Annotated in this window: 10 protein-coding genes; 5 read left to right on the top strand and 5 right to left on the bottom strand. The window is 68.0% G+C overall.

Features of this window, described 5'->3' with window-relative positions:
* Positions 1-24: 24 nt before the first annotated feature.
* Positions 25-717 (bottom strand): helix-turn-helix transcriptional regulator, encoded by a 693-nt coding sequence (locus ADK36_RS27020; protein WP_078916523.1) that lies wholly within the window; start codon positions 715-717, stop codon positions 25-27.
* Positions 718-981: 264 nt separating this feature from the next.
* On the opposite strand from ADK36_RS27020, the gene ADK36_RS27025 reads away from it, so the two are divergent.
* The 5 genes from ADK36_RS27025 (at position 982) to ADK36_RS49030 (ending at position 5,168) form a co-directional block, all read left to right on the top strand.
* A complete protein-coding gene (locus ADK36_RS27025; protein WP_048584692.1) occupies positions 982-1,188 on the top strand; it encodes a hypothetical protein in 207 nt (68 codons plus the stop codon).
* 13 nt (positions 1,189-1,201) lie between these two features.
* Positions 1,202-1,546: an EGFR-like transmembrane domain-containing protein gene (locus ADK36_RS27030; protein ID WP_053199392.1), complete on the top strand. Its 345-nt coding sequence runs from the start codon at positions 1,202-1,204 to the stop codon at positions 1,544-1,546.
* 278 nt (positions 1,547-1,824) lie between these two features.
* Entirely contained in the window at positions 1,825-2,172 is a 348-nt protein-coding gene (locus ADK36_RS27035; protein ID WP_048584694.1) for a hypothetical protein, read from the top strand.
* Positions 2,173-2,214: 42 nt separating this feature from the next.
* Positions 2,215-4,470, top strand: a complete 2,256-nt coding sequence (locus tag ADK36_RS27040; protein WP_159391204.1) for a hypothetical protein — start codon at positions 2,215-2,217, stop codon at positions 4,468-4,470.
* A gap of 53 nt (positions 4,471-4,523) precedes the next feature.
* Positions 4,524-5,168, top strand: a complete 645-nt coding sequence (locus ADK36_RS49030) for a hypothetical protein (protein ID WP_159029263.1) — start codon at positions 4,524-4,526, stop codon at positions 5,166-5,168.
* Between the two features lie 286 nt (positions 5,169-5,454).
* Here the strand turns inward: ADK36_RS49030 and ADK36_RS27050 are convergent, their stop codons facing one another.
* The 4 genes from ADK36_RS27050 to ADK36_RS27065 form a co-directional block, all read right to left on the bottom strand.
* Positions 5,455-7,344 (bottom strand): PQQ-binding-like beta-propeller repeat protein, encoded by a 1,890-nt coding sequence (locus ADK36_RS27050; protein ID WP_053199398.1) that lies wholly within the window; start codon positions 7,342-7,344, stop codon positions 5,455-5,457.
* 65 nt (positions 7,345-7,409) lie between these two features.
* The gene (locus ADK36_RS27055; RefSeq protein ID WP_053199400.1) at positions 7,410-9,188 is read right to left on the bottom strand and encodes a PQQ-binding-like beta-propeller repeat protein; all 1,779 of its coding nucleotides are present in this window, start codon (positions 9,186-9,188) and stop codon (positions 7,410-7,412) included.
* 326 nt (positions 9,189-9,514) lie between these two features.
* Positions 9,515-11,329: an ABC-F family ATP-binding cassette domain-containing protein gene (locus tag ADK36_RS27060; protein ID WP_048584699.1), complete on the bottom strand. Its 1,815-nt coding sequence runs from the start codon at positions 11,327-11,329 to the stop codon at positions 9,515-9,517.
* A gap of 146 nt (positions 11,330-11,475) precedes the next feature.
* On the bottom strand, positions 11,476-12,594 hold the full coding sequence (locus ADK36_RS27065; protein ID WP_338060794.1) for an N-acetylmuramoyl-L-alanine amidase: 1,119 nt from the start codon (positions 12,592-12,594) through the stop codon (positions 11,476-11,478).
* Between the last annotated feature and the right edge of the window lie 48 nt (positions 12,595-12,642).

The raw sequence follows: 12,642 nt of genomic DNA on the forward strand, positions 1-12,642 counted from the left end.
CCGCACAGGCCAACGCAGGCGCGATCACACCCCCGCCGTGCCCTCCCCCGTGACCGGCCCCGCCCGGTCCAGCAACCCCGTACGGGCCGCCAACGCCGCCGCCTCAAGTCTGGAACCGACGCCCAGTTTCATCAGCACCCGCTGCACATGCGTACGCGCTGTCGACGGCGCGATGCCCATGCCCGCCGCGATCAGGCGGGTGTCCTCGCCGTCCGCGACGCGCACCAGCACCTCGACCTCCCGAGGGGTGAGCATCTGAAGCAACCTCTGCCCCTCGTCGTCCGGTTGGGCCACGGGGTTGAGCAATTCGCTGAACGCACCCTGCAGAAGGGACGGCGCCACCGCCGCCTCCCCCGCCCGCGCCTTCATGATCGCCCGCTCGACGCCCTCTATGCGTTCGTCATGGCGCACATAGCCGGAGGCCCCGGCCGCGAACGCCGCCGCTATCCCCCGAGGACTCGGCACCGGACCCAACACCAGCACAGCCACCTGCGGCCGCTCCCGCTTGATCTTCACCACCGGGTCGAACATCCCCGGCTCCGCAGGCGAGGCGGTCCCGAGCAAGCACACCTCCGGCGCCCGCGTGATCACCAGCTCCGCCGCCCCCGCGGCCGGCGCCGCCGCGGCCAGCACCCGGTGCCCCCTCAGCTTCAGCGCCGAGGCCAGCGCCTCGGCGAGCAATCGGTGGTCGTCGACCACCATCAGCCGTACTCCCATCGAGCAACCCCCCAGTCCCCCGAGTCCCCAGTCCCCTCCGCACAGACGGCCGGAGCCCCCTCCCGACTCCCCGCCCTTCATGCCCCCGGAAGCTACACGCTGGTTCGACGTTGCGCTCCCCCTACCGGTGAGAAGTGCCCCGGAACGGCGGATTTTCTGGCTTTCCACGTATTCGAGGACGACGGGACATTGATGAGCACCTGACGTTCGTATAGCTGTCCGCCCCGCCCTACGCCAGACAAGGCGGACAACACCTACGGATGGATGCTCACCCTGCGATCGGCCTGGCTGGCGCCAGACCCAGCGCCTGGGGCCGACCTCACCGCGGGCCAGATCGTCAACCGCCTCACCAAGAGGGCTGGTCTCCCTGACGACGCCAAGGGCCTCAAGCTCCCCGACCAGAAGTACGGCTACGGCTACATCCAGCCCCTCGCCGCCCCCAAGCAGAACATCCCGGCCGGCCCCCAATAACGGCCCCCTGACCATGCCCGCCGCCGACTCCAGCAGCACCGGCAAGGGCGACGCCACCACACCCCCGGCCTCCTCCAACAGCTCGGACGACAGCAGCGTCCTGAGCACCACCACGACCCTCGCCCTCGCCGCAGGCGGAGTGCTCCTCGTCCTCGTGATCGGCGCCCTCGTCGTCCGCAGCAAGAACCGAGCCCGCCGCGACGGCTCGCCCAACCCGCCGCTCAGTTTCCCCACGTACGCCCCACTGCAGCCGTACAACAATCAGGCCGCGCCCCCCAACCCCTACCAGCAACACCCCACACCCCAGACCGTCCCACCGAACCAGCCCCCGTCCGGCAGCAACCCCTATCAGCGGTAGCGTTCCTTTTCCGTCACATCCCGGTAGTCCCTCGCCTGAATGTACAGCCGCGCCATCCACTCAAGTGCGACGAGATCCTGGCCCGCGTGTGTCCGTAACGGTCAAATGGGCGTGGGCTTTCAGCCAAAGTCATTGGGCCGGCGCTGTATTGATAGACGAGATTGGGGTTTGCGCCGTATCCAACCGCGTTGATCAGCAGGCGAACCCATGTGTCAATTATCATGCTGCGATGTCCAGGGAGCTCGCAGTTCCCCTGACACATAAGACAATTGGGGGCGATGATGGCAGGCACGACAAACGTCGACGACACCGAACAGTTGTTGACGGCAAGCCGGGGCTGCTCCGAGTTGGCGTCGCTGGTCCGGATCGCCGGTGATTTCCCGCGCAGCGACCTGGACGAGGCTGCCGCGAGCCTGTCCGGCGCCAACTGGGACGGTCAGCTGGGCGGTGCCTTGAAACACCTGGCAGCGCGATGGATGGACCACCAGTGCGAAGCCCTGCATGCCACCTACCGCGCCCTCGGTCAGAAAACCTGGGACACGTGGTCTGCGTACACAGGTGCCGAGCGCACCAACACCGCGACGTTCAACGACGCGCACGCTGACATCCGGGCCACTTTCGGCTGACACACGCGCAGCTGACGTCGAATAGCCAACGGGGACATCTGCATGTCGATCACCTACGCCCAGCTCGACCACCTCAACCTGTCCCGCCTAGATCACGCCATTACCGCGTGGAGAGCGGTGGTGCGCAAGATGAGGGAAATCGACGACTCCCACGGGCCCAAGGCGCAAAAGCCCTTCGAGGCCGCGGGATGGACCACCACCGGGGCTGGCCCCGATACGGCTGCAATGGCCCACAAGCAGATCAAGGACGCGGGGCACGAGGCCGACTCCGCTCTGAAACAGGCCCGCGCGATCGAGAAGGTCCTCACGGAGGCGCGCGACAGCCTCAAGGCCCAGCAGAAGCGGCTCCACGATTACGTGCAGGAGACGTCAGCGGGCGGAAAGGTCCGCATCTCCAACCAGGGCACGGTCACTTTCACCGATTCCGTCGCCGACGACCCCGAACTCCAGGGACAGCCCGGCTTCGGCCAAGCCGTGGCTGCCGAGCAGCGCCGTATCGACGAGATCGAGGGCGAGATACGCAAGATCCTGCAGACCGTCACGGAGGTCGACGACAGCGCTGCCGCTGCCCTGCGCTACAACGTCGGCAACGATAAACACGGATTCAACGAGCACGCCACCGGCAGCACGGAAAAAGCCGAGGACCGCTACGACGCCGCTCGCGCAGTTCAACTCGCCCAGAAGGGTGAGGACATGAGCAACAGCGAACTCAAGGAGTTCAACAGCCTGCTCAAGGAGCACAAGAAGGACCCCGAGTTCTCTGAGCGATTCGCGACCCGTATGGGCGGCCGCGGCACGTTGGAGTTCTGGGAGGGCATGGGCCTGCACGACGAGCCAGCTCCCGAGGGCGCCCGCAAGGAGCTCCTGGAGCAAACCCGCAGCCAACTCGGCGCGACCATCGGAACGGCCACCCAGTCCGACAGCAAGGCGATGCAGGACTGGAAGAATGACGTAATCGCCGCCGGCCCCTACGCGCTCGATCATGATCTCAACAAGCCCAGGGGATTCCAGGTGATGTCGGACCTGATGAACTCGGGCCGCTACGACAGCGCATTCCTCAAGGACTACGGGAACGCCCTTATTTCCTACGAGAAGGACGCCACCAAGAACGGCGACTCACTGAGCGACGAATACCTGGGCAAGGTAATCCCTGGCAGCGGCCTCGACGGCGGCGATATCGACCTCACCAATGACTGGGGTACCGATCCCATGGCTGGCTACATGAACGCTCTCGGCCACAACCACGAAGCCTCCACCGAGTTCTTCTCCAACAAGAGCAACTTCGACTACGCGATGGGCGGCGAAGGTGTGAAGGGCGCTCGCGACTGGCCCGAGGACGCCTACCCCCAGTATGACAGCGGCAAGTCCCGTGGATACGACGCTCTCGGCCATGCCCTGGAATCCGCCACCACAGGGAGCGACTATGGCGCCGCCAAACCGGAGTTGCACCGGGGCGAGGACGAACGTGCCGTCATGCAGCGAGTCATGGAACGCTACGGGAATCCCGAGATGGAGCTGATGGACAAGCAGACGGGCATCTCCGACAGCATGGGGCGCATGGGCGCTGCCTATATCGACGACCTCAACTACAGTATTTCGGGACTGGATGCCTCCGACCAACGCCAGCGGGGCATGGAGGAGTTGTTCGGCGCTAAGGACGAGAACCGGATCGAACCAGTCACTGCCCAGCAGTTCGTCCGTGAACTCGGCAACGACGAGACTTCGCACGGCATCATGTCCCAGGCCCAGCAGGCGTTCACCACCAGCCGTATCCAAGCCCACGAAGGCACCGCCGAGGCATATCGGGCCGCCGAGTGGGGGATGACGATGCATGGTGCCCTCGATGAGGCGCGCGCCGAACAGATCGGCCGCGAATACCGTGAGGGCGACGAGGACTACAACCACGAACTCGCGAAGTCCGCCGCCTGGAAGCAAGCGGGGGTCTCCGTCGCCGTGGGCGGCGCGACGACCGGAGTCGAAGCAGCTGCCACCATCCTGGCGCCACAAGCTGCACCCTTCGTCATTCCCATCGCCGAAGCCGCTGGCACCGCTGTGGAAACCGGCCTGGGAAATGAGATTGCAGACTCTCTCAAGGAGAGCGAACGAGACAGTACCGGCAAGGCGATCAACAGCATCGATGGATTCGACTACGAAGCCAAGGGACTGGCCCGAACGGGCATCGACAACTACATGAACAGTCACGGCGTAGAGGGCCCGTCGCGAGACGCTCGGAACACGGCACTCGACGCCGCATACGCCCGGGGTGGCCGCATAACAGATACGGACAACTCTCGGTGAAAAAGATGTATTCAGCCCAACGAATGACGCTTTGGCTGGCACCCTGCGCGGTCGTGGGCGCGCTGATTACGGGATGCACTTCATCCACGATACCTGATCAGAGTGTCAACAAAGTGTGTGACGGATTGCTTGGCGAAGAAGGCGGCAAGTTGTTCACCGAACTCGCCAACGGCAGAACCAGACTGACTCCAGCTACCGCCTCGGAGGGCACCCGCATTAAGAAGGTGGCCGCGGCCATGAAGAAAACTGCAGGCGAACCCGCTCCCGCCAAGGCCACCTTGAAAAGCATCTGCACAGTCAAGAGGCCAACTATAGACGGGGAAGTCTATAAGAAGGACACGATAGAATTCAAGTTCGGATGGAGCAGAAAACCGGATCCGGTCCCCGAAACGGCCGTATCGTCGCACTCCATTGGGACCGCCCGGGTGGACTACTGGGCCTCCCTGTTGAATTTCGTAGACTTGTACTTCACCTGCCACCTAGCCAGCGGCGACGAGGGAATCGTCAAAGGCGAGTGGATAGGACCGACACGGAGCGACCTGCCCTACGCAAAGGCGGCAGACGCTCGGATGCGCATCATGGCCGCCGCCAGCGCAACATTCGCCACCGCCCTCGGCTGCACAAACAACCTCGGTCTGTCCCCGATAGCCAAGATGGAGACACTCCCAGTGGGCACCGAGTTCCCCGATCGCCACTGACATACCGGCGCCTCACCCTACTTACACAGTGCCAGATCCTCGACCTCCGTCCCGGTCGACACGTCACACCTCATGGCACATTGCGCTCCGTGCGTAGGCAAAAGGCATGCACCGCATCTGCCGCGAACACGACGATTGTGACCGTGTACAGCCCCGGCTACTCAGGGAGTTGGGTGAGTAGCCGGTGGAGGAAACCTGGCGGCACTTCGGCCCGCTGCGGTGGCGGGAGCCGCAGCGAGCAGCAGCTGTACTTGCGCGCCGATGACACCACCGGGCCCCCGGCGGTTCAGCCCTGTGCTCCGAAAGCGATCACATGCACCTTCCGGGTGTCCGAACTCGTCAACTCACTCGCGTACACGGCGGACATGTACAGATGCCCCTGCGCGTAGATGAGCTCGGAGTACTGCGGAGACAGCCGGGTCTCCACATCCCGCACCGACCTGGACGCCGGGTTCTCCAGCAGCTTCGTCTCCTTGAACGTGCCACCGTCGATGCTGACGATCTGCCCGCCCTTGTCGTACGGCGGACGCTTGTACGCGATCACGTTGCCGCCGTCCATCCGCAGCGGCGTCATCGTGTACCGGTCGCCCGCGTCCGCACGCTGCCCGGTCTTCTTGCCGGTGGCCAGGTCGAAGGCGACGATCTCGTTGGTCATGCCGTACGAGCCGTTGCTGCCGTCGTGCTGCTTGGTCTCCACGTAGAGCCGGTCGTTGCCCACCACGACGCCCTTGCACTGCTCGATCGTGGTGACGCCGGAGCAGCGGGCCTCGAACTGGTCGCTCGGCACGGAGATACGGATGCGCAGCTTGCCGGTCTTGTTGTCGATCGAGAAGACGTCCGAGAGGCCGATGGAATCCGTGTCCCCGACCTCCGCGGCCACGACGAGCGGCTCGGTGGACACCACGCTGGCGTACTCGACGCCCTCGGCCATCTTGTACTCGGAGATCACCCCGCCGGACTTCGGGTCGATGGTCAGGATGTGCAGCTGGGGATTGTCGTAGGAGCCGCACTTGCGGACCGTGACCAGCTTCTCGCCGCCGGCGTACCCGAGGTCGTAGCAGCCGTCGTCGGCCTTGGGGACCCACAGCTGCTTGCCGGACTCGATGTCGAACGCGGTGCCGCCGCTGGTGCCGCCGGCCGCGACCGTGCCGCCGCTGACGGTGATGTTGTCGAAGCGGATCGGTGAGCCGTCCACCTCGGCGGTCTTGGTCCAGAGCTTCTTGCCGGCGTCGAGGTCGATCGCCGCGACCTCGCTGCAACCGTACGAGGGCTTATCCTTGGTCGGCTTCGCGGGCTGGAAGGCGATGGCCGTCAGGTTGTCCTCGTTGACGTGCTTGCTGGCCTGGCAGACCGGCCCGGGCAGCGCGATGGTCCAGAGCTTGGTGCCCTTGTCGGGGTCGTAGCCGACGATCTCGGAGACACCGCTCTTGACGTACGCCTTGTCGGTCAGCCACGAGCCGGACACGACGACGCTGGTGTCGTCCTCGACCTTGGGCGCCGGCACCTGGAAGAGGACCGAGGAGTTGGTGTCGGAGGGCACCTTCTCGGTGCCGTCGGGGGTGTCGCCGCCGCCACCGCCCCCGCCGCCGTTGTCCCCGCCGCCGGTGCCGCCGCTGGAGCTGGCGGTGTCGTCCGTGGTGCTCCCGTCACCGGACTTGGCGTACCACACGCCACCTCCGATGATCAGCGCGATCACCACGACGGCCGCGGCCACGATGACCGCCAGTTGCGAGCTGGACCGGCCACCGCCGCCACCGGGCCCGGTGGCCTGCGGGTGCAGCGGCACGGTCTGCTGCGGATAGCCGTAGCCGGGCGGCTGCGGCTGACCGTACGGGGCCTGCGGCTGACCGTAGGGGGCCTGCTGCTGGCCGTACGGGTCTTGCTGCTGGCCGTACGGGTTCTGCGGCTGGCCGTACGGAGCGGGCGGCTGCTGCCCGGGGTAGCCGTACCCGCCGCCCGGAGGGGTCTGCGGGGCTTGGGGTGCCTGCGGTGCCTGGGGGTAGCCGTACCCGGACGGCGGGCCCTGCGGGGGCGGCGTCTGGGGCGGGCCCTGGGGCGGCGGGTTCTGGGGTGCGCCGAAGCCGCCACCCCCCGGCTGCTGGGGCGGCTGGTCCTGGGGCGGGCCGAACCCGCCCTGCGGGGGCTGGTTCGGCGGCGGAGGCGGCGGCTGGGTCATGGCGTGGGTACCTCAGGGGAGGGGGACGGAGGGGGCGACGGTGAAGGGGATGTCCGGCGCACGCCTCACTTGCCGAAGGCGAGGATCAGCTTCTCCTTGGCGGCGTCGTTGCCGGTCAGCCGGGTGCTGGCGAGGTAGAAACGCCCGTCGGCCCAGTCGAACGACTTCGTGAAGAAGCCGCGCTCGACGTCCGAGGCGCTCGCCGGGTTCTGCAGCAGCTTCGTCGGCTGGGGGTTGCTGCCGCTGACCGGGATGGACACGACCTGGCCGCCCGCGTCGTACGACGGCTCGACGTAGGCGATGAGCTTGCCGTCCTCGACCTTGATCGGCAGCATCGACTCCTCCGCCGGGGACTTCACGCGCCACTTCTCCTTGCCGTTGGCGAGGTTGATCGCGACGATCTCGTTGGCGCCGGTCGTGGCCTTGGTCGGCATGTAGAGCGTGTCGGCGTCGGCGGCCACACCGGTGCAGCCCTGGAGGTCACGCTGGAGGATGGCCCAGCCGCACTGGGCGCCGATCTCCAGGGGGACGTCGACCTGCGAGCGGCGCTTGCCGTCAGCGCCGAAGGTGGAGATGTTCCACTGCTTCTTGTCCTTGTTGGTGCTGTAGATGACCAGCGGGTCGAGGGAGAAGACGCGCGAGACCTTCCAGCCCGTGGCGAACTCCCAGGTCCACTTGGCCTTGCCGGTCGCCGGGTCGAGCTCCTGCACCTCGTCGTGCTCGTTGCTGCGGCTGGCGTTGCAGCCCGCCACGGCGATCAGCTTCTTTCCGCCCGCGAAGGAGTCCGGGAAGCACGCGTCGCCGTACCTCTTCTTGTCCCACAGCTTTTCGCCGGTGTTGACGTCGTACGCCGTGCCGGACTGCGAGCGGCCCACCACCAGCGTCTTGCCGGTGATGGACAGTTCGACGTCGAGCGTGCTGTCGAACAGCGCGCCGTTGGCGACCGAGCCCTTCCAGCCCTTGGCGCCGGTGTTGAGGTCGATCTGCTGGAGCTGGTTGCACTTGGCGCGGTCGCTGCCGCCGCTCATGTACGCCACGACGATCTTGTCGTCGGACGACTTCTCCGGGGTGACCGCACAGATCTTCTCGGGGAAGGAGATCGGCTCCCAAGCGGCCTCGCCGTCACCGACGTTGTAGGCGAAGACCTGCTTGTACGCCGCCTTCACGGCGGCCTTGTCGGTGATCCACAGACCGGGGGCGTCGGCGCCGGAGCCGGGCGCGTCGGGCGCTTCCTTGTACCAGAGCACCTTGGAATCGCCGGCCTCACGGCCCCCGTTGAGGTTCTCCGGGTCGGCGCCGCCGCCCCCGCCGTTGTCGGGGTCGTCGGTCGGGGACTCGGAGCCCTTGGAGTCGCCGCTCTCCTGAGCGATCGGCTTCTTCGGGTCGTCGTCGCCGCCGCGGGTCACCGCGAAGACGGTGCCGCCGATGACGGCCAGCGCCGCGACCGCGGCACCGATGGCGAGGGCGGGCTTGCCCTTGAAGGGATTGCGCGAGCCGGGCTGCGGGGCGCCCGGGTACTGCGGCTGGGGCGGGTAGCCGTAACCCTGGGCGGGCTGCTGCGGGTAGCCGTACGGCCCCGGCTGCTGCTGCGGCTGACCGTACGGGCCGGACGGGTACGCGCCCGGCTGGGCCGGCGGTGCCTGTGGTGCCGGCTGCTGCGGATAGCCGTAGCCGGGCTGCGGGGCGGCGGGCGGCGGGCCCTGCGGGGGCGGCGGCGTCTGGGGCGGTCCCTGCGGCGGCGGGGGCGGCGTCTGCGGGGGCTGCGGTGCACCGAAGCCGCCCTGCCGCGGATCCTGCGGTGCGCCGAAACCGCCCTGGGGCGGCTGGTTGGGCGGCTGGCTCATGTGCGGTTCCCCCTCATCACCGGTGTGGTGCCACGTTCTGTGCCGTCGCGTTTCCGCCACACCAGCGGTTCTCAGACTGTTCTCAGACGGCTCTTTCTATCACCCGCCGACGACAGTGCACCGGGCCGTCTCGCCCCCTGTTCCCAAGGGAGGACCGGCCTGTGATGCCCCCGTTATGCGCCTTCACACGCCCTTCACCCAGGGCGCCCAGCGCCCGGGTGAAGGGGCGCGGGGAACTGCGCGCTCAGCCACGACGGCGCCGCACCCGTCGACAACACCTCGCGTCCCGCGGCGAAACCGCGAACCCGCCCAACCCGGCGGAGCGCTCACGCGTCCTCGGCGAGCTCCAACCACCGCATCTCAAGCTCATCCCGCTGCCCCGCCAAGTCCCGCAGTTCCGCGTCGAGTTCGGCCACCTTCGCGAAGTCCGTGGCGTTCTCGGCGATCTGCGCGTGCAGCTTGGTCTCCTTCTCGGAGACCTTGTCGAGCTGCCGCTCGATCTTCTGCAACTCCTTCTTCGCGGCACGCGCATCCGCGGCGCTCTTCTCCGGTACGGCCCTCTCGGCGGCCGGAGCAGCCGCCGTGGCGGTGGCGGTGACCCGCGCCTCCATCCGGTGGCGGCGCTCCAGGTACTCGTCGATGCCGCGCGGCAGCATCCGCAGGGCGGCGTCGCCGAGCAGGGCGAACACCCGGTCCGTGGTGCGCTCGATGAAGAACCGGTCGTGGGAGATGACGATCATCGAGCCCGGCCAGCCGTCGAGGACGTCCTCCAGCTGGGTGAGGGTCTCGATGTCGAGGTCGTTGGTGGGCTCGTCGAGGAAGAGGACGTTGGGCTCGTCCATGAGCAGGCGCAGCAGCTGGAGCCGCCGCCGCTCACCACCCGACAGGTCCCCGACCGGCGTCCACTGCTTCTCCTTGCCGAACCCGAACGTCTCGCACAGCTGCCCGGCGGTCATCTCGCGCCCCTTGCCGAGGTCGACGCGCTCGCGCACCGCCTGGACGGCTTCCAGCACCCGCCAGTTCGGGTCGAGTTCGTCGACCTCCTGGGAGAGGTAGGCGAGCTTGACGGTCTTGCCCACAGCGATCCGGCCGCCGGCCGGCTGCGCCTCGCCCTCCGTCCGCGCCGCCTCGGCCATCGCCCGCAGGAGGGACGTCTTGCCGGCCCCGTTGACACCGACGAGACCGATCCGGTCGCCGGGGCCGAGCTGCCATGTCACGTGCTTGAGCAGCACCTTGGGCCCGGCCTGGACGGTGATGTCCTCCAGGTCGAAGACGGTCTTCCCGAGCCGGGACGAGGCGAACTTCATCAGCTCGCTGCTGTCCCGGGGCGGCGGTACGTCCGCGATCAGCTCGTTGGCCGCCTCGACCCGGAAGCGCGGCTTCGACGTACGCGCGGGGGCCCCGCGGCGCAGCCAGGCGAGCTCCTTGCGGACGAGGTTCTGCCGCTTGACCTCTTCGGTGGCGGCGATGCGCTCGCGCTCGGCGCGGGCGAAGACGTAGTCGGAGTAGCCGCCCTCGTACTCGTGGACCGCGCCGCGCTGCACGTCCCACATGCGGGTGCAGACCTGGTCGAGGAACCACCGGTCGTGGGTGACGCACACGAGCCCCGAGCGGCGCTCGCGCAGGTGCTGGGCGAGCCAGGCGATGCCCTCGACGTCGAGGTGGTTGGTGGGCTCGTCGAGGACGATCAGGTCCTGGTCGTCGATGAGCAGCTTGGCGAGGGCGATCCGTCGTCGCTCGCCACCGGAGAGGGGGCCGATGACGGTGTCGAGGCCCTGCGGGAAGCCGGGCAGGTCGAGGCCGCCGAAGAGCCCGGTCAGTACGTCCCTGACCTTGGCGTTCCCGGCCCACTCGTGGTCGGCCATGTCCCGGATGACCTCGTGCCGGACGGTCGCCTCGGGGTCGAGCGAGTCGTGCTGGGTGAGGACGCCGAGCCGCAGCCCGCCGGAGTGCGTGACCCGGCCGGTGTCAGCCTCCTCCAGCTTGGCCAGCATCCGGATCAGGGTCGTCTTGCCGTCGCCGTTGCGTCCGACGACGCCGATGCGGTCCCCCTCGGAGACGCCGAGCGACACACCGTCGAGCAGGGCACGGGTGCCGTACACCTTGCTGACGTTCTCGACATTGACCAGATTGACGGCCATTTCTCTCCTGCCCAGGGGGATGGATCAGCCTCCCAGCGTAGTCGGGCGCACCGACAGCTCCTCGCCCCGCGTCTTCCGGCCCTCTCCGGAACGACCGTGCGCCCCGGGGACGGCCGTCCCCGGGGCGCATCGCGGTGTGCTCGGCGTCAGCGGCGGGCGGCCGCCGCGCGGACCTCGGCGAGGAGGTCGTACATGACCTGGCCGGGGCACTCGGTGGCGAAGTAGTCGCGGTGACCGCCGACCGTGTGGGTGTCCTTCTTCGTGCCGTTGACGGGGTTGGTGTAGGTGACCTGCGCCTGCGGGTCCAGGCCCTTGAACCGGGAGATGACCTTGATCAGGCGGATCAGGGACGCCTTGGCCGCGTCCGTGGGGCCCTGCTTGTCGAGGTTGCCGATCAGGGCGATGCCGAGGGCGCCGGAGTTGTAGCCCACGGAGTGGAAGCCGGTGACGAGGTCGCCGTCCGGGTTGAAGGCGGGGATGCCGTCGTCGCCGGAGTAGCGGCCCTCGTAGACGGCGCCGGCCTCATCTATGAGGAAGTGGTAGCCGATGTCGCCCCAGTCGTTGGTGATCGCGTGGTACTCGTAGATCGCGCGTACCGTCGCGGCCGGGTCGGGGTCGTTGTTCGGCGTGTCGGTGTGGTGGACCGTGATGATCTGCAACGGGTAGTACGTCTCCGGCGAGTTGACCTTGCCGTCCTTGTACCGCTTGGACTCGTCGGCGCCCCAGGCCGCGCGCGAGAGGTAGCCGACGCCACGCACGCGGGTGGGCTCGCTCGGCACGTGGACGGTGCGGTTGGGCCCGTCGGTGGTGTCGATCGCCAGCGAGTGGACGCCGTTGACGCCGACCGGTGCCTTCACCGAGTACGCCGTGGCGCTGTCGGCGGCGACCAGGGCCGTACCGCCGTCCTCGACGGTCGCGCAGCCGCTCGCCAGGGTCTGCCAGTCGCCGTCCGCGAGCCGGATGGCGGCGCCCTCCTTCGCGCCGGACCAGCGCACCCCGACGTAGGAGGCGGCGAAGGCGGTGGTGGCCTCGCCGGCGCCGGTGGCGGCCTTGGTCCGGGTGGCGGGGAACTTCTCGGGCGTCGTACCGGAACTTCCGGAGCCGGACGCGGAGTTGTCGCTCTCGCCGGAGTCGGTGGTCGCGAACACCACCGGCGTGATGGCGGCTCCGGCGGCCACGGCGCCGCCCGCTGCGATCACGCCGCGGCGGGACAGGGAGCGCTTTCTACGGTGAGACGGCTGGGCGGGGGTGGGGGATTCGGACACGGAAGTGTCCCCTTCCAGAAGTGCACTTGACGGTGGGGGCCGGACACG

Source organism: Streptomyces viridochromogenes, assembly GCF_001270495.1.
GTDB lineage: Bacteria > Actinomycetota > Actinomycetes > Streptomycetales > Streptomycetaceae > Streptomyces > Streptomyces viridochromogenes_A.